This window comes from Halalkalibacter oceani (assembly GCF_023715605.1).
GTDB classification, from domain to species: domain Bacteria; phylum Bacillota; class Bacilli; order Bacillales; family Bacillaceae_D; genus Halalkalibacter; species Halalkalibacter oceani.
The window spans coordinates 85,942-109,989 of the sequence record NZ_JAMBOL010000011.1; the positions used below are offsets into that span (position 1 = coordinate 85,942).

General features: G+C 48.2%; 23 protein-coding genes. 19 read left to right on the top strand and 4 right to left on the bottom strand.

The genetic code is table 11. The features are described 5' to 3' along the window. Nucleotides 1-28: 28 nt before the first annotated feature. The 9 genes from sppA to M3202_RS13125 all read left to right on the top strand — a co-directional run bounded on the left by sppA (nucleotide 29) and on the right by M3202_RS13125 (nucleotide 8,217). Entirely contained in the window at nucleotides 29-1,024 is a 996-nt protein-coding gene (gene sppA / locus M3202_RS13085) for a signal peptide peptidase SppA (protein ID WP_251223783.1), read from the top strand. A gap of 18 nt (nucleotides 1,025-1,042) precedes the next feature. Next, nucleotides 1,043-1,615, top strand: coding sequence for an RDD family protein (locus tag M3202_RS13090; protein ID WP_251223784.1), 573 nt, complete (start codon nucleotides 1,043-1,045; stop codon nucleotides 1,613-1,615). A 226-nt stretch (nucleotides 1,616-1,841) separates the two neighbouring features. Next, nucleotides 1,842-2,504 (top strand): DUF2953 domain-containing protein, encoded by a 663-nt coding sequence (locus tag M3202_RS13095; RefSeq protein ID WP_251223785.1) that lies wholly within the window; start codon nucleotides 1,842-1,844, stop codon nucleotides 2,502-2,504. Nucleotides 2,505-2,522: 18 nt separating this feature from the next. Then, nucleotides 2,523-2,993: a GerW family sporulation protein gene (gene ytfJ / locus M3202_RS13100; RefSeq protein ID WP_251223786.1), complete on the top strand. Its 471-nt coding sequence runs from the start codon at nucleotides 2,523-2,525 to the stop codon at nucleotides 2,991-2,993. Nucleotides 2,994-3,214: 221 nt separating this feature from the next. Beyond that, entirely contained in the window at nucleotides 3,215-3,715 is a 501-nt protein-coding gene (tpx, locus tag M3202_RS13105; RefSeq protein WP_251223787.1) for a thiol peroxidase, read from the top strand. A 117-nt stretch (nucleotides 3,716-3,832) separates the two neighbouring features. Next, a complete protein-coding gene (locus M3202_RS13110) occupies nucleotides 3,833-4,825 on the top strand; it encodes a class I SAM-dependent methyltransferase (RefSeq protein WP_251223788.1) in 993 nt (330 codons plus the stop codon). Nucleotides 4,826-5,028: 203 nt separating this feature from the next. Then, the gene (locus M3202_RS13115; protein ID WP_251223789.1) at nucleotides 5,029-6,231 is read left to right on the top strand and encodes an acetate kinase; all 1,203 of its coding nucleotides are present in this window, start codon (nucleotides 5,029-5,031) and stop codon (nucleotides 6,229-6,231) included. 207 nt (nucleotides 6,232-6,438) lie between these two features. Further along, nucleotides 6,439-7,392 carry a 3'-5' exoribonuclease YhaM family protein gene (locus tag M3202_RS13120; RefSeq protein WP_251223790.1) on the top strand — a complete coding sequence of 318 codons (954 nt, stop codon included), beginning with the start codon at nucleotides 6,439-6,441 and terminating at the stop codon, nucleotides 7,390-7,392. A gap of 3 nt (nucleotides 7,393-7,395) precedes the next feature. Beyond that, nucleotides 7,396-8,217 carry an EcsC family protein gene (locus tag M3202_RS13125; protein WP_251223791.1) on the top strand — a complete coding sequence of 274 codons (822 nt, stop codon included), beginning with the start codon at nucleotides 7,396-7,398 and terminating at the stop codon, nucleotides 8,215-8,217. 57 nt (nucleotides 8,218-8,274) lie between these two features. Here the strand turns inward: M3202_RS13125 and M3202_RS13130 are convergent, their stop codons facing one another. Beyond that, nucleotides 8,275-8,577, bottom strand: a complete 303-nt coding sequence (locus M3202_RS13130; protein WP_251223792.1) for a hypothetical protein — start codon at nucleotides 8,575-8,577, stop codon at nucleotides 8,275-8,277. Between the two features lie 256 nt (nucleotides 8,578-8,833). On the opposite strand from M3202_RS13130, the gene M3202_RS13135 reads away from it, so the two are divergent. The 7 genes from M3202_RS13135 to M3202_RS13165 all read left to right on the top strand — a co-directional run bounded on the left by M3202_RS13135 (nucleotide 8,834) and on the right by M3202_RS13165 (nucleotide 16,539). Continuing rightward, entirely contained in the window at nucleotides 8,834-10,042 is a 1,209-nt protein-coding gene (locus tag M3202_RS13135) for an argininosuccinate synthase (RefSeq protein ID WP_251223793.1), read from the top strand. Further along, nucleotides 10,039-11,415: an argininosuccinate lyase gene (gene argH / locus M3202_RS13140; protein WP_251223794.1), complete on the top strand. Its 1,377-nt coding sequence runs from the start codon at nucleotides 10,039-10,041 to the stop codon at nucleotides 11,413-11,415. Before M3202_RS13135 ends, argH begins: the two co-directional genes overlap by 4 nt. 170 nt (nucleotides 11,416-11,585) lie before the next feature. After that, nucleotides 11,586-12,389: an SDR family oxidoreductase gene (locus M3202_RS13145; protein ID WP_349775619.1), complete on the top strand. Its 804-nt coding sequence runs from the start codon at nucleotides 11,586-11,588 to the stop codon at nucleotides 12,387-12,389. A gap of 50 nt (nucleotides 12,390-12,439) precedes the next feature. Beyond that, nucleotides 12,440-12,817 (top strand): hypothetical protein, encoded by a 378-nt coding sequence (locus M3202_RS13150; RefSeq protein ID WP_251223796.1) that lies wholly within the window; start codon nucleotides 12,440-12,442, stop codon nucleotides 12,815-12,817. Between the two features lie 214 nt (nucleotides 12,818-13,031). Further along, nucleotides 13,032-13,889 carry a YitT family protein gene (locus M3202_RS13155; protein WP_251223797.1) on the top strand — a complete coding sequence of 286 codons (858 nt, stop codon included), beginning with the start codon at nucleotides 13,032-13,034 and terminating at the stop codon, nucleotides 13,887-13,889. 137 nt (nucleotides 13,890-14,026) lie between these two features. Then, entirely contained in the window at nucleotides 14,027-14,710 is a 684-nt protein-coding gene (locus tag M3202_RS13160; RefSeq protein WP_251223798.1) for a metal-dependent hydrolase, read from the top strand. A 512-nt stretch (nucleotides 14,711-15,222) separates the two neighbouring features. Further along, the gene (locus M3202_RS13165; RefSeq protein ID WP_251223799.1) at nucleotides 15,223-16,539 is read left to right on the top strand and encodes a CBS domain-containing protein; all 1,317 of its coding nucleotides are present in this window, start codon (nucleotides 15,223-15,225) and stop codon (nucleotides 16,537-16,539) included. 295 nt (nucleotides 16,540-16,834) lie between these two features. On the opposite strand, the gene M3202_RS13170 is transcribed toward M3202_RS13165, so the two are convergent. Then, a complete protein-coding gene (locus M3202_RS13170) occupies nucleotides 16,835-17,119 on the bottom strand; it encodes a YtpI family protein (protein ID WP_251223800.1) in 285 nt (94 codons plus the stop codon). 99 nt (nucleotides 17,120-17,218) lie between these two features. Here M3202_RS13170 and M3202_RS13175 point away from each other — a divergent pair, with 99 nt between their 5' ends. After that, entirely contained in the window at nucleotides 17,219-18,178 is a 960-nt protein-coding gene (locus M3202_RS13175) for a DHH family phosphoesterase (protein ID WP_251223801.1), read from the top strand. A 116-nt stretch (nucleotides 18,179-18,294) separates the two neighbouring features. Here M3202_RS13175 and ytrI read toward each other — a convergent pair whose 3' ends face one another. Together ytrI and ytrH are read right to left on the bottom strand one after the other, a co-directional pair. Beyond that, nucleotides 18,295-18,801 carry a sporulation membrane protein YtrI gene (gene ytrI / locus M3202_RS13180; protein WP_251223802.1) on the bottom strand — a complete coding sequence of 169 codons (507 nt, stop codon included), beginning with the start codon at nucleotides 18,799-18,801 and terminating at the stop codon, nucleotides 18,295-18,297. Continuing rightward, nucleotides 18,798-19,130, bottom strand: a complete 333-nt coding sequence (gene ytrH, locus M3202_RS13185) for a sporulation membrane protein YtrH (RefSeq protein WP_285890475.1) — start codon at nucleotides 19,128-19,130, stop codon at nucleotides 18,798-18,800. The genes ytrI and ytrH overlap by 4 nt, the downstream gene beginning before the upstream one ends. A gap of 202 nt (nucleotides 19,131-19,332) precedes the next feature. On the opposite strand from ytrH, the gene dnaE reads away from it, so the two are divergent. Both dnaE and ystJ read left to right on the top strand, forming a co-directional pair. Continuing rightward, complete coding sequence (gene dnaE / locus M3202_RS13190) at nucleotides 19,333-22,662, top strand: DNA polymerase III subunit alpha (protein ID WP_251223804.1); 3,330 nt, start codon at nucleotides 19,333-19,335, stop codon at nucleotides 22,660-22,662. Between the two features lie 140 nt (nucleotides 22,663-22,802). Next, the gene (gene ystJ, locus M3202_RS13195; protein WP_251223805.1) at nucleotides 22,803-24,041 is read left to right on the top strand and encodes an NADP-dependent malic enzyme; all 1,239 of its coding nucleotides are present in this window, start codon (nucleotides 22,803-22,805) and stop codon (nucleotides 24,039-24,041) included. Nucleotides 24,042-24,048: the final 7 nt, after the last annotated feature.

A 24,048-nucleotide genomic window follows, 5' to 3' on the forward strand; every position in this document is an offset into this window, starting at 1 on the left:
AAGATGAAACATGTAAGGGAGTGGAAGAATGAGCCGAAAACGCTGGTTGGCTTTAATTGCAGTAGCGATGCTGTTAGTGGCTTCTGCTGCAATGAATGTAGCGACTGCCACAATTTTTTCTGAATCAACGGCCTGGGGAATGCCGGGCGGGAATCAATGGGAAGAAACAATTGTCGAACGAGGGGAAGATGGGAGCGGCTTTATTGCGTTGCTCGATGTAAATGGCGTCATACAGGATAACGGTGAAACAGGATGGCTGCAAACGTCAAGCTATAATCACCGCCTGCTGCTGTCACAATTAGAGCATGCCGCCAAGGATCCTGCTGTGGAAGGCATTGTATTACGGGTCAACACACCAGGAGGCGGTGTAGTCGAGAGCGCCGAAATTCATGAGAAGATTATCGAAGCGCAGGAGGAGTATGGGAAGCCGGTCTTTGTCTCGATGGGGAGCATGGCCGCTTCAGGCGGGTATTACATTGCCGCGCCGGCAACGCAAATTGTCGCCAGTCCACAGACGATTACCGGTTCAATTGGTGTGATTATGGAATCGATCAATGTAGCCGAATTAGCGGAGAACTATGGGGTGAAAGTGAATACGATCAAGAGTGGACCGTATAAGGATATTATGTCTGCGACTCGCGAGATGACAGAGGAAGACCGAGCGATATTACAGGCTTTAATTGACGAATCCTACGATGAATTTGTCGCTGTAATCGCTAACGGCCGGGGCATGGCTGAGGATGAGGTTCGCCGGCTTGCGGATGGCCGCATTTACAGTGGCGCGCAGGCGCTGGAATTAAACCTCGTCGATCAGCTGGGAAGCCTCGATGATACAATCGCGGCAATGAAGGACTATTTAGGGGCGGATTACAGCGTTGTTCAATATGAATCAAGTCTTGGGTTTTCTCAGCTTTTTTCAATGTCGGTAAACAGAATGCTGTCATCAGAGGATGAGCTTGCCGGGCTTCACCGTTTATTGGCGGAGCATCGCTCGCCAACGTTAAAGTATCTTTATACAAATTAAGGGAGGAGCTGAAGGAAAGTGGAGCAACGACCACGTTCTGATGGAAGACGAACGGTAAATGGCAAACTGCGTCATCGGGCGATGCAGCGCAAGCAAGAGCGGGAACATGTCATGCAGCCGGAAGCAGTGGAGGCGCCTTACTATTTGGCCGGCTTTTGGCTGAGACTGTGGGCTTTCCTGCTTGATCTTGTAACGGTTTATGCAATAAATGGTTTACTCCTCACCCCTCTCTGGCGTTTGGCAGGTGGGGGAGACATAACGATCACGTTCTTTAGCGGGCAGACCGTGCTTACGGCGTTGCTGTTTTTCCTTTATTTTGCGATCATGACAAAGGTTACCGGACAGACGATCGGCAAAATGGTTTTCGGGTTACGGGTGGTTTCCGTCAATGGTCTGCCGTTAACCTGGGGGCAAATCCTATTTCGGGAAGGTGTCGGCCGCCTGCTGCACCATATCTTTTTCTTTTTGCAAATTCTGTATGTGACCGTGGCGTTCACCGCACGCAAACAAGGCTTGCATGACATGGTCGCCGATACGTTTGTCATTCAGGAGAAAGAGCCGGAACAGATGATTTACCAGCCTGTTCAGTGAAATAAAAGGGGATGAAAAGAGAACGGTGGCTTCGTTCTGCGCGCGTCTGGAAGGAATGAACCCCCACTTTCCTTCCAGCCTTAAAAAGATGCGCGAACGTCGCCCGCTGCTTAGGGAGGATGAGCAAAAGGGAAAACAACCTTTTGTCTCATCCCCTTTTCGTTTAATTTACCAGGAAAAGGGCAAAATAGGGACATTTCGACATTATGCTGCTAAGGAGAATGACATGCGCTGGTTCCTGATTATTTTACTCATTCTAGTCCTGCTGCTTGTCCTCATCATGATTACGAAGCTGACAATCTCGATCATTTATCGTCATTTGAAGGATGATGATTTGCTTGAGGTAGCTGTTCGTGTTTGGGGGATGCGCGTCTATACGTTCTCAGCTCCGGTTATTCAGCTCGATGATACGTCTCTTTCTTTAATCGTCAGGGAAGAGCAGGAGATGGGACCGAAAAAATCAGATAAGACACAGGCATTTACGATCAATACGTTATTGAATGATTTTCGCTTATTGAACGATCTAGTGCATCATGTCGTCGGTCTTCATCAAATTATGAAGCGGTTCCTTCGCCATGTTTCGCTCAAACAGCTTCATTGGTATACTGCCTTTGGAGTGGGAGAAGCGGCCATGACCGCTCAGCTAAGCGGGGTGATCTGGGGATTGAAAGGGAGCATGATTGGCCTTTTGTCACATTATGTAAAAGTCAAGCAGCTTCCGAAGCTCAGAGTGGATCCGCGGTTTCAGGAAGTGATCACGCAAGTTTCCTTTTCATGCATGATTTCCTTTCGAATCGGACATGCTATCGTTGCAGGTCTAATGCTGCTTAAGCATTGGAAACAAAGGCCGACAAGGTCCGAAAAGGACGCGGTTCAAGAAACTATGTAACGACAGGAGGAAGAAAAAATGTCAGATCATCCGATTCAAGGCTTAATGAAAACAGCAATGGAAAATTTAAAAGAAATGGTCGATGTGAATACAATTATCGGTGATCCCGTTGAAACCCCGGACGGCAGCGTCATTATGCCTGTCTCAAAGGTTGGTTTCGGCTTTGCGGCCGGTGGGAGCGAGTTTGTGATTGAATCTTCTCATCATGGTGACGAGCATGATACCGGACATCCGTTTGGCGGCGGTAGCGGTGGCGGTGTTTCGATAACGCCGATTGCCTTTTTAGTTGTAAACAGCCACGGGGTGAAAATGGTGCATCTTGACAGCAACACTCACCTTTATGAAAAGCTGCTGGACTTTGCTCCGCAAGTAGTGGAAAAAATCCAGCAGATGCTCAGTTCGAATCAACAGCAAACAAATTCAAGCTATCAGACAGGACAGCAGCAGAACCATTATCAGCAACCCCGCCACGATCAGCCGCCGGTATAGTTGTAAAAAGGCGCGAAGGTTGTCAAAGAGGACAGCGGCTTCGTCCAACCGCTATGATGTGAAAACCCGTTGTGAGTGGATGTCTCACAACGGGTTTGTGGCAAAATGAAGCGCCGAGGTCGCCAGTGTCCAAATTCAGGATACTCTTTTGTTGTCAGCGGTTCCTTTTCTCGTGTAAGATAGGGATGTACATATTTCCAATCGAAAAAGGAGGAATCAGCATGGCACAAGTGACGTTTAAAAACAATCCGATCACATTGCTGGGCAATGAAGTAAAAGTAGGAGAAAAGGCTCCTGATTTTACGGTACTTGCTAATGATTTATCTGAAGTAACACTCGCTTCAACTAGCGGTAAGGTGCGCCTTATCAGTGTTGTTCCTTCCATTGACACAGGGGTGTGCGATCAGCAGACCCGTCGTTTTAATGAAGAAGCGGCAGGCTTGCCAAATGTCGAGATTCTAACAATTAGCGTTGATTTACCGTTTGCGCAAAAGCGCTGGTGCGCCGCTGCCGGGATTGAGAATGTTCAAACGCTTTCTGATCATCGTGATCTTTCTTTCGGTCAAGCGTACGGTGTCGCGATTCAGGAGCTTCGCCTTTTAACAAGAGCCGTGTTTGTCGTTGATTCCTCTGATACGGTAACGTATGCAGAATATGTAGCAGAGGCTACAAATCATCCTGATTACGAAGCGGCGCTGGAAGCTGCAAAAGCAGCAAAGTAAAGCTTAGGAAAGAAGAGGATGAGGAAATGAGGTTGTCTTAAAGGGTGAAGCCTTTGGGACAGCCTTTTCTTTCTGTTACAATAGAAGAAAGTGGAAGCTTATGAAGGTGGGAAGTAGATGAAAGATCGACGTGTGGAAAGTTTGTATCAATATTTGGATGAAGCGGCTTTGTATTTGGAGAAGCATTGGGATTGCACCTATCTTGAAGGGGTGGCAGAGGCAGGAGAGAATCTGTTCCGGCAGGAAGTTTGTCAGCCGCTTGAACCGGAGCAACAGAAATGGCTTTTGAATCAAGTAGAGAAGCTCAGTGAGCAGGCATTTGACAAGGAAGAAGTGCGGAAGGCATTTCAGCTTGCCGTGCTAAGAGGAATGAAAGGGGCTGTTCAGCCGCACCATTCTATGACGCCTGATGCCGTTTGCTTGTTTTTAAGCTATTTAGTGAATAAAGGATTACAGCAAAGAAAAGAACCAGCCAGCTTGCTCGACCTTGCCGCCGGATCGGGAAATCTCGTCCACGCATTACTGAATAACGCCATACAGCCGTTGGCTGCCCGCGGGTTCGAGGTGGATGAGACTTTGGTCAAGCTCGCCTATGTCAGTGCCAACTTGCAGGAAAACGCACTTGATCTGTTTCACCAGGACAGTATCGAGCCGCTCGCCTTCCCGCAGGTTGACCTTGTCGTCACCGATTTGCCAGTTGGCTTTTACCCGAAGGATGATGTAGCGAAAAGCTATCACCTTCAGGCAGAAGAGGGGCATTCCTTTCTTCATCATTTAATGATTGAACAGGCGATTCAGCAAACAAAGGACGGCGGCTTTTTGTATTTCGTTGTTCCGAATTTCCTCTTTGAAAGTGAACAGGCGGACCGTCTGCATACGTATATTAAACAACAAGCAAACATTCTCGGCTTGCTCCAGCTTCCAAAGAGCATGTTTCAGTCGGAAACGTTCGGCCGCAGTATTTTCATGCTGCAAAAGAAAGGGGAAGGCGTACACCAGCCGCAGCAGGCGCTGTTAGCAGAGCTTCCTTCTTTTTCTAATAAACAGGCTCTCGCCGATATGATTGAGCAGATTAACAAATGGTACAAAGAACAATTGGGAATGGCGTAATCCATCACAAAGCGGATGTGCAGCAAAGGAAACCTACACCCTTTGCTGTGCATCTTTTTTTGAAGCAGGCTGTATGCTCAATTCAGAAAATAAAGAATTCACGAGAAAGCGCTTGTAAATACGAGGATTCACTTGAAATTAGCGTATACCGGTGCTTAAATGGAAAGGAAGTGTCGTCTTTATTAAAAAGGAGCTGTTCATGAGTGGCAAATATTATTGCAATTAATGCGGGAAGTTCATCATTGAAGTTCCAGCTTTTATATATGCCTGAGGAAAAGGTCGTGACGAAGGGTCTGTTTGAACGAATCGGCCTTGAAGAAGGAGTATTTTCGATTGAAGTAAATGGGGAAAAGCACGAGGAACATCTTGAAGTCGCCAATCATTCGGTTGCGGTAAAAATTCTGCTTGAAAGGCTGACAGGACTCGGAATCATCGACTCTCTTTCCGATATTGAAGGAATCGGTCATCGCGTCGTTCACGGCGGAGAAAAGTTTAATGATTCAGTCTTATTGACCGAGGAAGTAATCGAAGGCATTAAAGAAGTGTCTGAGCTGGCTCCCCTTCATAATCCGGCCAATCTCGTCGGCATCCAGGCGTTTAAGGGAATTCTGACGGATGTGCCGGCTGTAGCGGTGTTTGATACGGCGTTTCATCAAACGATGCCGGAAAGCGCGTTTCTTTACAGCTTGCCGTATGATTATTACAAAAAATACGGCATTCGCAAATACGGCTTTCACGGAACATCTCATAAATATGTCTCCCAGAGGGCGGCCGAGTTGTTAGGGCGGCCGATTGAGGAATTGCGTCTGCTTTCCTGCCATCTTGGAAATGGAGCGAGTATTGCTGCGATTAAAGGTGGAAAGTCGATTGATACATCAATGGGCTTCACCCCGCTGGCTGGTGTGACAATGGGAACGCGTTCGGGAAATATTGACCCGGCACTGATTCCTTACATTATGGAAAAAACGAATCAAGATGCCCATGAGGTGCTTGAAACATTGAATAAAAGAAGCGGATTGCTGGGTGTGTCGGGTTTTTCCAGTGATTTGCGTGATATCGAAAGTGAAGCTGCTGCCGGCAACAAACGGGCGAAGCTGGCGCTTGACGTGTTTACTTCACGTATTCACAAATATATCGGCTCTTATGCCGCGAGAATGAGCGGGGTTGACGCCATTATTTTCACAGCGGGGATTGGTGAAAATAGCGATGTAATCAGAGAGCGTGTCTTGACCGGACTTGAATTCATGGGCGTGTATTGGGATCCAAGCTTGAACAAAGTCCGTGGCAAGGAAGCGTTTATTAATTATCCGCATTCTCCTGTTAAAGTGCTGATTATCCCGACAAATGAAGAAGTGATGATAGCCCGCGATACGGTGAGGCTGACAGGGGCGCTTTCAAAAGGCTGATCCCGGCTCGTATTGTGGCACGGGCTGGATAAAAAATTCCTGATTATGCTTCCTGCTCTTGCTGCTTCGGACTTGTCCCAAAAGGTGAAAATGGGCCTTTGGGGACAAGTCCTTTACTTTGTCAAGGAGGGAGCGCTAGAATGAGAGTGAGTAAAGGATAAGCAGGGTATAGAGTTGTAATGAGAACAATCGCGAGGAGGCGCTCGTATGTCAGCTTTTTTGGATATGGCAGAGGGAGAGGTAATTTCGGGTTTTTTTCTATTGCGGGAGCGCGAAATAAAGCAGGCCTCGAACGGCAGTGAGTATGCCAACTTTATTCTTGAACGCAATCTTCAGCTGATCCCGGCCCGGCTGTGGGATGTGACAGCTGAACAAAGGAATTTGCTGCAGCGGAAAGCGGTTGTGAAGCTGGAAGGAACGATCACGAGCTATAAAGGACAAAAGCAAGTGAACATCCGCCGGATCCGCCTGGCGACAGAAGAGGATGGCGTCAGTGTTTCCGAATTGATTTCGCGAAAAGGCGTTTTACGCGAAGAGCTGTGGCATGATTTAAGGATGATGATGGAGGATATTCACTCAGAGGTGCTGAGCGCGATCGTCAAGCAGCTGTACAGTCAGAAAACGATCCGTGATCGAATGACGACGATCCCCGCTTCGAAAGCATACTATCATTATTATGCAGGTTTGCTTGACCATATTGTCCAAGTCACGCAAAGCGCCTATCAGCTCTTGCCGCTTTATCCGTTTGTCAACCGTGACATTGTCCTGGCTGCCTGTTTGCTTCATGATATCGGAAAGACCGAGGTTTTCACCGAAGTGGTTGCTCCTGAATATTCGACAGAAGGAGAAATGCTTGGCCATCTTGCGTTAGGCCTGGAGCTGATCTCCGAAGCGGCAAGGGAGGCAGGAATTTCTGTGAAAGATCCCGAACTGTTAGCATTAAAGCATTGCGTCGCCAGTCAGATGGGAGAGGTCGATGACGGCTATGGAAGTACGGTTTCTCCAAAGACGGCTGAAGCTCTCTTTTTTCATTCTATTAAGCAGCTGAATACGAAGCTGCACACCTTTGAAATGATCGCTGAAAATGCGCGCGAGCCATGGACCTATTCAGCGCTTTTTAAACGAAAAATGTATACGGAGCAAAGGAACAAGGAGGAGTAGGGTATGACGGAAAGGCGGATCGAGCAGCGTTGGCAGGAAATAAAGGACTGGGAAGAAACGTATTTTACCGCGGAAAGCTCTGATTTCACAAAGTCTTATCATAAATGGACGGAACTGCTTATTAATCAACTGGGGGAAAAACGGAAGCAAAAATGGCTCGCCAAAGTTGATGACTGCCTCTTTCACCTTCAAGCGTGGAGCCAGCATAGCCGTTCCCACGAAGAAAACCGGCGCCGGATGATTCAATATGCCCGAATTTTTGATGCCAATATCGCAACGATTTCCGACTTGCGGCAGCTTTCATTGGAGCAGCTCGATTATTTGGCCGAACAGCTGATGGCGAAACAACGGCTGCTTGCCTTCGGGCAAGGCGGCCTGACAGGAATGGGCGGAATCTTTCTTTTGTCATTGGATTTACCAGCGATGGCTTTCATTCAGCTCCGTTCCTTACAGCAGCTGGCGGAAGTGTACGGATATGACAGCAGAAAGCCGGTTGAAATGGTGTATATTCTAAAACTGCTTTATGTGGCCACGCTGCCGAAATCCTACCAAAAAGCGGAGTGGGATAAGCTTTTAGCTGAGGTCGGACAGCAGGCTGATGATGTTTTTTATCAGGGAGAGGACGCGATTTTTCAGCAAAAGTGGTTCGATCAATTGCTCGCCCAGGTTGCAAAAAGCTTTATGATCGCCATGTTACGGAAAAAAACGGTGCAAGGCGTGCCTTTAGTAGGGATGGCGGTCGGGGCCGGCCTCAATTACCGCTTCACTCAACAAGTAATTGAAGTAGGACAGCGCTTTTATCAGATGAGGAGACTGCTGCAATAAGAAGGGGTTGTACAAGCCCTATAAGAAAGAGACCTCCCCGGATGAAGGAGGTCTCTTTTAGGCTGAAAGAGTCGGCGTTGTGCGGAAATAAATCCACAGGTCATTAATCACAGAGGCAAGCTCAGCCATTTTTAGGTTTAAGGCACAAGAGCGTTCAAAGTCTTCTTCTTCCGTCATTTCAGCATGAACGGCTTCGATCTGCTGTTCAAGCTCCTTCACTTTATCCGGGATGGCGCCTCTGATTTCCTCCCATTCGAGCAGGATTCTTTCCTGTACATTTGGCTCGATTTCCTCCCACCGGCATGAGAGCACGGGCAGCGGGATACCGAGACGAGCGTCATAGCGAAATGTCATGCTCATGTATATTCACCTCATAATTTACGACAATCGTTTCCATACAGTTGATGATAACGGACATTTGTTAAAATGAAAACAAAAAGATAAAAAATAGATGAATAAACACTTGCCAAAATCGATAAGCCCTGTTAAAGTAATGAATATTAATAAGAAATGAGTTAGGTTTTATGCAGTCATAAAAAATAAGACGGCTCTTTTTTTTCACAGAAATGTATAAAAATAATATTATGAGTATTATTATTCATTGGAGGAATGTAAAATGAGGGAGAAGGTTGTACTAGCATATTCAGGTGGTTTGGATACGTCAGTCGCTATTAAGTGGTTATCAGATAAAGGGTATGATGTGATCGCGGTCGGCTTGGATGTCGGCGAAGGAAAGGACCTTGACTTCGTTAAGCAAAAGGCGCTTGATGTCGGTGCAATCGAATCCTATTCTATTGATGCGAAAAAAGAGTTTGCCGAGGAATTTGTTTTGCCGGCGCTTCAGGCTCATACAATGTATGAAGAAAAGTATCCGCTAGTTTCAGCATTGTCACGTCCTTTGATTTCAAAGAAGCTCGTGGAAATCGCTGAACAGACAGGAGCTTCAGCAGTCGCGCACGGATGTACGGGCAAAGGAAATGACCAGGTACGCTTTGAAGTGTCGATTCAGGCATTGAATCCTCATTTAAAAGTGCTGGCCCCGGTACGTGAGTGGGCATGGTCTCGTGACGAAGAGATTGAATACGCGAAGAAGAACAATATTCCGATTCCGATTGATTTGGATAATCCTTATTCCGTTGACCAGAACTTGTGGGGGCGTGCCAATGAGTGCGGAATTTTGGAGGATCCGTGGGCGACACCGCCTGAAGGTGCCTATGAATTAACAGCCGCGATTGAGGATACACCCGATCAGGCTGAAATCATCGAAATCGGCTTTGAACAAGGGGTACCGGTAACGCTTAACGGCGTTTCCTATCAGCTTGACCAGTTAATCCTTGAGCTGAATCATGTCGCGGGTAAGCACGGAGTCGGCCGGATCGACCATGTTGAAAATCGACTGGTCGGCATTAAATCGCGTGAAGTGTATGAATGCCCGGGAGCCATGACGCTGATTAAAGCGCATAAAGAGCTTGAAGATATTACGTTGACGAAGGAAGTCGCGCACTTCAAGCCGGTCATTAGCAAGAAGCTTTCAGAAGTGATTTATGACGGGCTTTGGTTCTCTCCAATCCAGTCTGCATTACAGGCCTTTTTAAAGGAAACACAAAAATCGGTAACAGGAACGGTTCGGGTGAAGCTGTTTAAAGGCCACGCAATCGTCGAAGGACGTAAATCACCTTATTCCCTTTACGACGAGAAGCTCGCAACTTACTCCACGGACGACGAATTTGATCATAGTGCGGCGGTCGGCTTTATCTCTTTATGGGGGCTGACAACAAAAGTACACAGCATGGTGAACAAAGAGAAAAAGGAGGTCACACAGTGACGAAGCTTTGGGGTGGACGATTTACGAAAACAGCAGAAGAGTGGGTTGATGCCTTCGGGGCATCAATCGGCTTTGACCAGGCGCTGGTCAACGAAGACATCGAAGGAAGTCTAGCCCATGTTACAATGCTTGGAAAGTGTGGCATTCTTTCGCAGGAGGAAGTCGAGCAAATTAAAGCGGGCTTGAGCACATTGCGTGAGAAAGCGGAAAAAGGCGAGCTCGAGTTTTCCGTGCAGCAGGAAGATATTCATTTGAATCTTGAGAAAATGCTGATTGATGAAATCGGGCCGGTTGGCGGCAAGCTTCACACCGGAAGAAGCCGGAATGACCAAGTCGCGACCGATATGCACCTCTATTTACGCAACCAGCTAAAAGAAATTACTACCGCGCTGAAAAAACTGCAAAAGGCGTTATACGATCAGGCGGCTGTCCATGTCGAGACGCTGATTCCTGGCTATACTCATTTGCAGCGGGCGCAGCCGGTCTCCTTCGCTCATCATTTGCTCGCTTATTTTTGGATGCTTGAGCGTGATTTGGGCCGGTTTGAAGACAGCATGAAGCGGGTCAATCTCTCTCCGCTCGGCGCTGGGGCACTCGCGGGAACGACCTTCCCGATTGACCGGATGTATACGGCTGAATTGCTCGGCTTTGACGGCATTTATGAAAACAGTCTCGATGCAGTCAGTGACCGTGATTTTATCGTGGAATTTCTCAGCAACGCCTCGATGCTGATGATGCATTTGTCGCGCTTGTGTGAGGAACTGATTCTCTGGTCGTCACAGGAGTTCCAGTTCGTTGAAATCGATGATGCCTTCGCGACGGGCTCAAGCATTATGCCGCAGAAGAAAAACCCGGATATGGCTGAACTGATCCGCGGGAAAACGGGGCGGGTGTATGGCAACCTCTTTTCCTTGCTGACGACGTTGAAAGGACTTCCGCTTGCCTACAATAAAGACATGCAGGAGGATAAAGAAGGAATGTTTGATACGGTGGAAACCGTAAAAGGCTCCTTACATATCTTCGCCGGGATGATTGAGACGTTGACGGTTCATGCAGATACAATGGAAAAAGCGGTGCACCAGGATTTCTCAAATGCGACAGAACTCGCCGATTATTTGGCGACGAAAGGAATGCCGTTCCGCGAAGCGCATGAAGTTGTCGGGAAGCTTGTTCTTGTCGCGATTCAGAAGGGTGTCTTTCTGCTTGATTTACCATTTTCTGATTACGAAGAGGCGAGCTCATTATTTGATAAAGATATTTACGAGGTGCTGCAGCCGAAGACGGTTGTCGCCCGGCGGAACAGCGCAGGCGGCACTGGTTTCGAACAAGTAAAAGCAGCGCTCGAAAAGGCCAAGCAATGCCTTGCCGACTAAATGCAGAATAAAAGCTGTGAGAGCCCCATTCAAAAGATCGTGGCGGCCCCGCATATTGCTTAGAGGCTGGAGTAAAAGGTTGTTTTCACCTTTTACTCCAGCCTCTTTTTTGGGTAGCCTAAGAAAAAATCGTGCAGTCGCTTTTCTTAACGAATGAGGAAAAACATAGTATGATCGAGAAGGTGAGGAGACTGAAGGACATAGGAGGGAATTGCATGCGTCATGCCTTTATTACGGCAGGAACAAAAGGCTTAGGAGTGCAGGTGACGGAAAGCTTGTTGGCAAAGGGTTATTCTGTGACGGTGACGTTTCGCAGTGATCAAGAGGCTGTTCGGGTTCTGAAAGAACGCTGGCTGGCCTATGAGGGCCGGCTCCAGTTTATCCAGGCGGACGTAACGAAGAAAGCTGATATTTATCGGGCTGTTGAGGCAGCGATGAACCGTTTTCAGCGGATCGATCTGTTGATCAACAATGCGGGGCCGTATGTATTTGAACGGAAAAAGCTCGTTGAATACGAGGAAGAAGAATGGTATCAAATGATCGACGGCAATTTGAGTGCGTTTTTTTATCTTTTAAAAAAAATCGTACCCATTATGAGAAAGCAGCGATTCGGCAGAATTATTGCATATGGCTTCCAGGGAGCGAACAGCGCCCCGGGATGGCTGTACCGCTCCGCCTATGCGGCCGCTAAAGTCGGCCTTGTTTCGTTGATGAAAACTGTTTCGATTGAGGAAGCGGAATATGGGATTACCGCCAACATGGTATGTCCGGGAAATATTTTAGGAGAAATGAAGGAAGCGACGATTGCCGAGGCACGTCAGCACCCTGACAGAGAGACGCCAATTGGGCGCTCAGGCACGGGGGAGGACATCGCCCGCTCGATTCTCTTTCTTTGCGAAGAGGATGCCGATATGGTGACGGGAACGGTGCTGGAAGTAACCGGAGGGGTGGATGTCATACACCGTTATCGTTAGGATGTATAATATTCCATTTTTAACGCACCTTACTATCGAGGTGATAACAATTGAAAAAAATGTGGATGCTCTTTCTTGGAATGGCCTTTTTGCTTGCAAGCTCTCCTGTCTATGCTGCCGGCACAGAGCTGATGGAAAGCTTTTCATTCCGGCTGACGATTATCGAAAATGGCATCGAACATCAATGGGAATATGATAGTCCGAATCATTATGAGTTTGAATCGGGGGAACGGGTAATCAAAGGAGAAAAAGCGAAGGAAGAAGTCGAGCGTGTACTGGAGAAAATCAACCTCGATGAAAGAGCGACGATTGAAGAGCTTGTATCGCGAATTCAGCAATCGCTCTACCCAAAAGCGGAGAGCGTCGACATTCGTTATATGAACGGGGAAGGAAAGCTTTTTACATGGGTGTGGCATAAACCGGAATAGCGGACGTTCGCAACAGGAAAAGCCTGTCACAAAAGGCAGGCTCTATTATCCATTCTCAAGGATGTCTCCAAAGGTTTTTTTAGCCTTTGGGGTTTTTTCTGTTTCAGAAATGCGCTTCGGCCGGTTCAAATGAGAAAGTTCGCTTTGTTCCGATTATTCTTCATCCGAAAGAATATGGTAAAATTAAGCTAACTAAGGGTAGAGGAGCAGCGGAATGAGAACTTTTTTTCATTATTTACTTTTAACGATTGGTTCGGTATTTGTAGCGGCAGGGCTTGAGCTGATTCTGGCTCCGAATGGACTTGTCGACGGCGGAGTGACAGCGATCGCGATTATGGCAAATGAACTGTTTGCCTGGCCGATCTGGGTCGGTTTTTTAGCCCTGAACATCCCTTCCTTATTGTTTTCGGGCCGCTTTATGGGGAAAACCTTTGTCATTCGGACTTTATATGCAAATGTGATAACGGCTGCTTCCCTTGCGTGGCTTGGACCGATGCTGGCGATTACGTCTTCTGAAGTACTGATTGTCCTTTACGGTGGGCTGCTTTTGGGGCTCGGCGTCGGCCTCGTTGTCAAAGCGGGGGGAGCCGTGGACGGGACAGAAATGATTGCGATTTGGGCCCAGCGCCGCTTTCATATTCCGGTCAGTACGTTTTTGCTGGCGATCAACGCGTTTATTTTGACCGGGGCGGCATTTGTTTTTACGCTTGAGCAGGCAATGTTCAGTGTCGCTGTTTTTTATATTGTTTCGAAAATGATTGATTTTGTGCTTGATGGGTTAAACCAGGGGAAATCGGTGATGATTATTTCCGATACGCCGCATAAAGTCGGGCAAAAATTGTTGAAGGAGCTTGATGTGTCGATCACCTATCTGTATGGACAGGGCGGCTATACAGGTGATGAACGATTAATCATTTATTGCATTACGAACCGCTTTGTTTATCCGAAGCTGAAGGAGGTTGTCATGGCGGTCGATCCGAGCGCCGTGCTGGAAGCGTATTATGTGTCAGAGACATCCGGGGTTAAAAAAGCAACGTTATTTAGTTCGGCGGGCGAAAAAAAAGATTCGTAAACAGGCAGGATTCAAGCCGGTGTGTGGTTAAGTAATATACAATGCGGTATAAAGAAATAGGTGAATGGCTTGTTATTTGTTGTTGCATCTATCTACTTACATAATTGATTTATTTTTCAAAAAAGGAGCGAATGCAAATGAAGGTTAGTTATCATGGTCATTCAGTTGTTTTTGTCGAAGCAAAGGGGAAGAAAATCATTTTCGATCCCTTTATTACCGGAAATGGGACAACCGATTTAAAGGCCGATGAAGTGGAGGTTGATGTGATTTTATTGACGCACGGTCATAATGATCACGTTGGTGATACGGTAGCGCTTGCGAAACGAAATGATGCGCTTGTAATCGCCCCGTTCGAGCTCGCAGCGTATCTAGGCTGGCAAGGTGTCAACACTCATCCGCTTCATATTGGCGGTGCGCATGAATTTGATTTTGGCACCGTTAAATTAACGCAGGCTTTCCATGGCTCGTCGTTTACGATTGAAGAGGAGCAAAAAATTATTTATACAGGGATGCCGGCCGGGATTTTATTGACGACGGAAGGTAAAACGATTTTTCATGCTGGAGACACCGCTTTATTTGGCGACATGAAGGTCATTGGTGAACGAAATACGATCGACCTCGCCTTCCTGCCAATTGGCGATAATTTTACAATGGGTCCTGACGACGCCGCGGTCGCAGCGGAATGGCTGCAGGCGAAGCGGGTCGTACCGATTCATTACAATACGTTCCCGTTAATCAAACAGGACGGCAAGCAGTTTGCTGAACAGCTGCCAGGCAAAAAAGGTCTCGCTCTCGGAGTGGGAGAATCAATCGAGCTTTAAAGCGGATCGACATAGGAGAAAAAAACGGGGGGATGCAAAAAGGGAAACCAGCCTTTTTCGCAGCCCCTCTTTTTTTACATGGCATTGGAATGAAGACCTGGACAGGGGTCTTTTTTTCATATTGGCCGCATAAGGTATGGAAAAAGAGTCAAAAAAGAAAGGATGATCAATTATGCGCCAACGGGCGTTTCTTTGCTGTTTGCTGTCGGCTTTGATGTTATTTTACAGCTTTTCGTTACTCCCTTTTCAAGGTGAGCCGCTGGCACAGGCCTTTGCTTATTCATGGGTTGCATTTGCGATAATTGTCTTAATTGGAAATAGTCTACAGCTGTTATATAGAAAGGAAACAAAAGTGGCATCTGTATCATTTCCTTCTACCGCGAAAAAAAGACTGAGACAAAGAGAATAGCGAAAGATAGCCTTGCTCCCCTACTCTTTCCAACGTATAATGGCAGTAATACAGAGAGAAAAAAATAACAGATACAGTGAGAGTAGGAAAGTGTGGTGGCGGTATGCCGACAAAAACAAAGCATGAGCAGATTATTGAGTATATTACTGACCTTGAGGTAGGAGAAAAAATTTCTGTTCGTTCTATTGCCAAAGCGTTGCTCGTAAGTGAAGGCACGGCTTACCGTGCGATTAAAGAGGCCGAAAACCAGGGGCTTGTCAGCACCATCGAGCGCGTTGGGACGATTCGGATCGAGAAGAAAAAGAAGGAAAATATTGAAAAGCTGACCTTTGCTGAAATCGTAAACATCGTCGATGGACAAGTTCTCGGGGGACGGCAGGGGTTGTATAAGACACTCAACCGCTTTGTCATCGGGGCGATGAAGCTTGACGCGATGATGCGCTATGTCGAAGCGGGAAATCTTCTCATTGTAGGAAACCGCTATCAGGGCCACAGGCTCGCTTTGGAGGCGGGGGCGGCTGTTTTGATCACCGGGGGCTTCGACACGAGCGAAGAGGTGATTCAGCTGGCGGATGAGCTGGATTTGCCGATTATCTCGACGAGCTATGATACGTTCACTGTGGCGACGATGATTAACCGGGCGATCTATGACCAGCTAATTAAAAAGGAGATCGTGCTGGTCGATGATATTTTGATTCCGTTGCAGGACACGTTTTACATGACGACGCAGAACAATGTCGAGAAGTGGCATGAACTGAATGAAAAAACCGGGCACAGCCGTTATCCGGTCATTGATGCCCAAATGAAAATTCAGGGCATGGTCGCCGCAAAGGATGTGCTCGGGGCGACGAAGCAAACTCCGATTGAAAAGGTGATGACCCGCAATCCGATTACGGTCAATGAGCATACGACCGTCGCTGCTGTGGCGCACGTTATGGTGTGGGAAGGAATCGAGCTGTTGCCCGTTATTGACGAGCAGCGCCGGCTGCTTGGCATCATTAGCAGGCAGGATGTGCTGAAAGCGTTGCAAATGGTGCAACGGCAGCCTCATGTCGGTGAAACGATTGAAGATATCGTCACGAGCCGGATCGAGGAAAAGGCCGTCGAGGAAGGCTATATGTTCGAATGCGAGGTTTCACCGCAAATGACGAATCAGCTCGGGACGATTTCCTACGGCGTCATGACGACGCTTGTCACCGAAAGTGGAAGCAGAGTGTTGCGGAAATACAAAAAAGGTGATCTAGTTGTCGAGAATATTACGATTTACTTTATTAAGCCTGTCCAGATCGAGAGTATGATCATGATCAGACCAAAAATATTGGAAATTGGACGGAAGCACGGAAAAATTGACGTCGAGCTGTACTTTAATGGGGAGATCGTCGGCAAGGCATTGATGATGGCCCAGTTGATTGAACCTTAATCCTAAAGTCAAATAGCAGGGAATCAGGAGATGCCAGACTAGCAACGTTCGCGGCACGAGAAGAAGATCGAGCTTGAGACAAAACTAGCTTTTGGACCTATTGGCAATGGCTTCACACGCCACAAGCCTGTTGTGAGAAATCCACTCACAACAGGCTTTCCAAAAAAAATCGTGGCGGTTCCGCTCATTGCGTAGAGACTGGAAAAAAGGTGAAAAACAACCTTTTGTCCCAACCTCGGATGATCGGAGCGTTTTAGTTTCTCTCTTTCATTGGTCTCACGAAAGTGAGGAAAGACTACTCGTCGAGCTGAGGGATGTAATGGCGGTAAGCGCGGTAGCCAAAAACGATATTGGCGATTCCTAAAAGGGCAAAAACCGCTCCGACGACAATGTCGATTGTACCGCGTGGCGTGAACAGCAGGTTGGCGCCAAAGGCGGTGAGGAAAAAGCCGAGCGAGAGCGTCGCCTTCGTTTGATAGAGACGATTTAATAACGATGGCGGGGTACGCCATGTTTTTATTTTGTTATAAATAAAAAAGACGGCAGAAAAGATAATGATAATCGTAAATATTTTATCCACAATGAGGCCTCCTTGTTTCATAGGTCATGCTGATATTGTATCGTTATAAGAGAAAGAATACCAGTGAAGGAAAGTTGAACAGAAAGAGAGCTGAATAAATTGATTGCTACTATTCTTGATCAAGTTGCCGCTTTCGAGACGGTTATTATTCATCGTCATGAACGGCCGGACCCCGACGCTTTAGGATCCCAGCTCGGGCTTGCTTCGCTTCTTAAGAAGCGTTATCCGGAAAAGAACATTTTTGCCGTCGGTGAGGAAGAACCCTCCTTAGCTTTTTTAGGGGAGATGGATACGGTAAAGGATGAACAATATGAGGGAGCACTCGTGATCGTGTGCGATACGGCTAATACGGCGCGGATCAGTGATGCGCGCTATGACAGGGGCGCTTACCTGATTAAAATCGATCACCACCCGAATGAGGAGCCGTATGGCGATCTTATCTGGGTTGACACGAGCTTTAGCTCCGTCAGTGAAATGATCGTTGAATTGGCGATCCAGGGCAAGGAACGCGGTTTTGAACTGGACGCTGACTCTGCTGAACTGCTTTATGCGGGCATCGTAGGGGACACGGGCAGGTTCCGTTTTTCAAACACGAGCGCTGATACGTTAAGACGGACGAGTTTGCTTGTCGCCGAAGCATTTGACCAGAATGCGTTTTATTCCAACTTTCATAAAAAAGATTTGAAAATAATTCGCTTGCAAGGCTATGTTCTGCAGCATTTTTCGATTGTCGCTGAGCGCGTCGGCGTCATGCGGCTGACAAAGGAGCTGCTGGAGCAGTTTCAGGTGACAGCCAATGAATCATCGCAGCTCGTCAATTGCTTTTCCGATGTGGAGGGCTTACGGACATGGGTTTTCTTCGTTGAGGAGGAGGATAAGATCAGAGTCAGATTGCGTTCCAAAGGACCGGTGATTAACGAGATTGCCGCCGAGCACGGCGGAGGAGGCCATCCGATGGCTGCCGGAGCGACGGCGTATTCCTGGGAGGAAACAGAGGAGATTGTCGCGAAGCTTGTGCGGGCTTCAAGCGAAGAGGGGACTGACAAAGAACGGGCATAGTCAATCCTGTTTTGGCTACGCTGCCGGGGCTGGGACAAAAGGCTGCTTTTGCCCAGCCCTTAAGCAATGTGCGAAAACCTCGGCGACTGCGATTGCCAATAGGAGCTCGTTTTGTCTCAAGCGCTCGGCAGCGTAATTTCTACATAAAGCCGTAACGTCGTAAACAAATAGACTTCCTTCACATCAAGCTGGTAGCGGCCTTCTCCGACATGAAACACTTTATTCTCCAACGTTTTTATAATCGAATCTTTCATTGTCGCCACCGTTTCAATATCTTTCCGTTCAATAAACTGCAGCTCGTTAAGCGCCTGTTCTCTCAATTCGAATAATGTTAACTGGTTGAGGCGCAGGCGCCGGTCATTTACGTAAACAATTTCAACCTGCTGGATCGTCAGCTTTTTTTGATTCTCTTCATTCAGCTTCGTCTGCTCGCTGACGAGCCCGTCAATTCGTTCCTGCTGCTTATGGATCAGCGCCTCCTGTTTAGAAATACGCAGCATCAAGCCTTCATACACTTGTCCATACTGATAAACAAAAAAGAACCAGCCGATGAGAACGCCAATGATGACCCCGGCAAAAAAACGCTGCCAGCTTGGCCGCTCGAAGAACGGGGGGATTCTCATGACAGTGTCTCCCCTACGATCCACTGCAGCAGCAGCGTCCCTGAATGCGCGCCGCAGAGGGCGGCAAAGATCATTAGCCCCGTCTTGAAAATATCATCATGAGCGCCGTTAAAAAGCCCCCGTTCAATGGTTGTAATCGCGTCAAACGTTCCACCGATCGCTGCTACGATCGCCCAGATTTTTAAGCTGCTGGCTAAATCATTCATAACAGAAAGGGGAGGCTTTCCGATGAGAAAGGCACCGATCCCGCCTATAATCGCGCCGCCGATTAAAACACCGAAGGCGACGAAGAAGTCTATGATTAACGTAGCCAGCAGCTCCCGGTCCAACATACTCTGTTCCTCCTTTCACTCTCGTGCTTCCGTACAAGGGCTTATCCATATTACTATGTATACGGAATGAGAACAGAATTATGACTGCCGTTGTCCCGGTCGCTGCAAAAAGCGCCGGACAACCAGCTAATGAGACAGCAGCCGATCATTTATACTATACTAGGATACATGGACTTATTTTTAGGAAGGGGGCGATTGGATGGTTGTTCAAAGCTATGTTTATAGTGAATACAGCCTACTATCTGCTACAAATCGGTTGCCTGCTTTCGTGAAAAAAGCGAAAGAGCTTGGCTATCAGGCGCTGGCATTAAGCGATCGTCATGTGATGTACGGGGCGGTTCCCTTTTATCAGGCTTGCGTTGCCAATCAGATCAAGCCGATCTTCGGGCTTGAGCTGACCATCCAATATGAGGCGGAGCAGCAGGCTTCGGCCACTCTTCGCCTTTATGCCAAAAATAATCAGGGCTATGCCAACTTATTGCAGCTAGCGACGATCCTTGGCCATAAAGAGGAAAAAGAGCCGTTTCTGACGCGTGAGGAAATGCTTCCTCATTTGCGGGAAGTGCTTGTCGTACTGCCGAGCCGGACCGGCCCCCTTGATCTTTGGCTGCAGGAAGGCCAGTATCCAAAAGCACTTGACTGGATCAATCGCTGGAAAGGCGGGACCGAATCCTCCGATTGGTTCCTCGCGATTGAAGAGGATTATGGTGATGACTATGAAGCACGTAAGGCGTTCGCGCAAGTTTCCGGTTTGCGGCTGCTCGCCGCTCCTCCTGTCTTTTTTACAGAAAAGGAGGACGTCAGCGCGTATCAGGTGGCGCGCTCGATTCAGCAGGGGAGCAGGCTGGCAGACAGCGTCTTTACCGACAGGGAACGGATCGCCTATTTACACAGCCCTGCTGAAATGAGCGACCGCTTTCAAAACGTACCAGAGGCGCTCCGCAACTCTGAATTGCTTGCATCTGCCTGCACGGTGCAGCTGACACTTGGCGAACGGCGCATGCCGAAATTTAAAGCGGAAGCGGCGGTGCCGGCGGAAAAGCAGCTGCGCCACTTGTGCGAGCAGGGATTAAAGGAGCGTTATCAACAGGTGACGGAGCCGATGCTTGCCAGACTGGAGCATGAACTGGGCACGATTATCAGGATGGGCTTCAGTGATTATTTTTTAATCGTTTGGGATATTTTACGCTATGCGAGACAACGGCAGATTCATACAGGACCGGGCCGAGGCTCGGCTGCCGGTTCACTTGTCGCTTATGCGCTTTATATTACCCATGTCGATCCGTTGAAATATGAACTGCTGTTTGAGCGTTTTTTGAATCCAGAGCGCGTTTCCTTGCCGGATATTGATCTCGACTTTCCCGACCATCGCCGCGACGAGATCATCGCCTATGTCAAGGAAAAGTACGGAGAGCGGCATGTGGCGCAAATTCTGACATTCGGAACGCTGGCGGCAAAGGCTGTCATCCGTGACGTTGGCAAGGCGCTGGGCCTGGGGACGGTAACCGAGCAAATCGCCAAAGAAGTGCCCGCCTCGCCGGGGATTACGCTGGAGAAAGCGCTGAGAGGCAGCACGCGGCTGCAACAGCTGATTAAGCAATCAACTGAAGCGGAGGAGCTGTGGACGCTCGCGACACAGCTGGAAGGGCTGCCGAAGCATTCCTCGACACATGCCGCGGGAGTCGTGATCAGTGCCGAACCATTGCCGGAAATCGTCGCGCTGCAAGCGGGTCAGGGCGGGATGTCGCTGACCCAGGCGACGATGGAGGTCGTCGAGGAGCTCGGATTGCTGAAGTTTGACTTTCTCGGATTGCGGAACTTGACGTTGCTGGAACGGATCGTCCAGCTTGTTCACGAGCAGCATCGCCCGTTTAATCTGGCCGCGATTCCGCTTGATGACGCGCCGACCTATCAGCTGCTCGGTGCCGGCGATACGACGGGAATTTTTCAATTGGAGTCACAGGGAATGCGGCGGACGCTGATCGACCTCAAGCCGACTGACTTTGAAGATATCGTGGCCGTCAACGCTCTTTACCGGCCCGGCCCGATGAAATTTATCGACGATTATATTCGAGGCAAGCGCCAACCGGAGCAGGTCCACTATCTTCATCCGGATTTGGAGCCGGTTTTGGCCAAAACATATGGCGTCATCATTTATCAGGAGCAAATTATGCAAATCGCTTCGGTGCTCGCCGGTTTTTCCTTGGCGGAAGCCGATTTATTAAGAAGAGCAATCAGCAAAAAGAACAAAGTGGAATTGGCGCGGCAAAAGGAGGCTTTTCAGCAAGGGGCGTTACGCCAAGGGTACGGGTCGGAGCTTGCGGAGCAGGTTTTTGCCTTAATTGAACGGTTTGCTGACTATGGCTTTAACCGAAGCCATGCCGTCGCGTACAGCATGCTCAGCTATCAGCTCGCTTATCTGAAAGCCCATTATCCGCTGGCGTTTTATACAGCGCTGCTCTCCAGCGTCTGGCACCATCATGAAAAACTGGCTCATCATCTCCAGGAATGCCGGAATGCCGGCTATCGGATCCTGCCCCCTTCTCTGTCAAAAAGCGACCAGCTCTTTACCGAGGAGCAATCAGCGATCCGCTTTGGCCTTTTGCCGATTGCCCACGTAGGGGTAAAGGCCGTGCAGGCGATTTTGACGGAGCGCGAGCGAAAGCCGTTTTCTGATCTGTTTGACTTTGTCGTCCGCGTTGACACGAAGCTCGTTAACAAAAAAGCAATCGAACAGCTGATCAAAGCAGGTGCGCTGGATGAGTTTGCGGAGGATCGGGCGACCTTGCTCCATTCCCTGCAAGCGGCGTTTGAGTTTGCGGACACAGTCAAAAGCTTTCAGGAAGAAACCGCTGGATTGTTCACCGTCGAAGTGCCGCCGCCGCAATATGAGGCTGCCGAACCGCTCACCGTTCAGGAAAAGCTCGATATGGAACGGGAAGCACTTGGGTTTTACCTTTCCTCTCATCCGGTGGAAATGTATAAAGAGAAGCTGGAAGGGAGGGGGCGTCGAACATTGAGCGAGGCGCTGACAGCGAAAGGGGTGATCCGGGCGGCGGGACTGGTGGTCCAGGTCAGAGAAATCAAAACGAAAAAAAATGAGCAGATGGCTTTCGCCAAGCTGAGTGATGAGGCGGGCGAGGCAGAAGTTGTCGCTTTTCCATCAGCCTGGAAGGCAGCGAAAGAGCTTTTCAAAGAAGGCGAGCTTCTGTTTGTTGAAGGCAGGGCGGACGCTAAACGGCAGCAGCTTATCATTGAAAAGGCGATCCGGCTGCAGCAGCTTACGGTCGAGCCTCGTAAACTCCTGTTTCTGCGGATTTTACCGGAAACGGCTTCGAAGATTGAGCAGGTGAAAGCGCAGCTTCAAGCTTATCCGGGAACGGTTCCGGTCGTGCTTTATCATGCTGAAACAAAAGAAAAAAAGATTCTCCCTCAAGACTGGTATGTCAATGCGGCTGCTGAATGTCTCGACCAATTAATCGGGCTGTTGGGGAAGGAAAATGTCGTGCTGCAGTCGTATAATAAATAAGGGAAATCAGGAATATCTCTTGGCTTATGACTGAACTTTCTATATAATAAAGGTTGTTTTAAGTGGTCAGACCATTAGTGAAAAACAGGATTCAATCTAAGGAAATCAAATTTATTTATAAAAGAAGGAGTGTGTCTGTTGTGGCAACAACAAGAGAAGAAGCCTTACATATTCACCGCGAAAATCAAGGGAAGCTGGAGACAACGTCGAAGGTCCCTGTGCGAAATGCTCAGGATTTAAGCTTAGCGTATTCACCGGGAGTGGCTGAACCTTGTAAGGAAATCTTTGAGGACGTTGAAAGCGTATATGAGTATACAATGAAGGGAAACATGGTAGCCGTAGTCAGCAATGGTACTGCTGTGCTTGGATTGGGGAATATTGGTCCTGAAGCTTCTTTACCGGTTATGGAAGGAAAAGCTGTCTTATTTAAGTCATTTGCCGGCGTTGATTCCTTTCCTATTTGCCTGCGCACAACAGATATCGATAAAATCGTTGAAACGGTGAAATTAATGGAGCCGACTTTCGGCGGGGTCAATCTTGAGGATATTGCTGCACCGGATTGCTTTGAAATTGAAGAGCGTCTGAAGAAAGAAACAAATATTCCGATCTTCCATGACGACCAGCACGGAACGGCGATCGTCACACTAGCCGGACTTATTAATGCGTTAAAGCTGACTGGGAAGAAAATGTCAGAAATTAAAGTAGTGGCGAACGGAGCCGGTTCAGCCGGAATCGCGATCATTAAATTGATGCAGCGCATGGGAATCCGCGATGTCATTATGTGTGATTCAAGAGGCGCTATTTTCGACGGGCGTTCTTACGGGATGAACCAGATGAAGGACGAAGTGGCGAAATTTACGAATCCGGACCGTTTAGAGGGAAGTCTCGCTGACGTCATTAAGGGCGCGGATGTCTTTATCGGGGTTTCCGTTGCCGGCGCATTATCAAAAGAGATGGTCGAGAGCATGAATGCAGATCCGATTATTTTTGCGATGGCGAACCCTGTGCCTGAAATTATGCCGGAAGAAGCCAAAGCTGCCGGGGCGAAAGTCATTGGAACAGGACGTTCTGATTTCCCTAACCAAGTGAACAATGTTCTTGCTTTCCCGGGAATTTTCCGCGGAGCGCTTGATGTACGTGCGACTCATATTAACGAGGAAATGAAGGTTGCCGCCGTTTATGCGATTGCTGATCTTGTCGCTGAGTCAGAGCTTTCTTCTGATTATGTGATTCCGGCACCATTTGATGCGCGGGTTGCTCCGGCTGTTGCAGCAGCTGTAGCGAAGACAGCGATGGAGACCGGCGTTGCCAGAAAGAAAGTAGACCCTGAAGAAATAGCTGAGAGAACGAGAAAAATGGCTATTATCGGAAACGAATAAAAGGTGA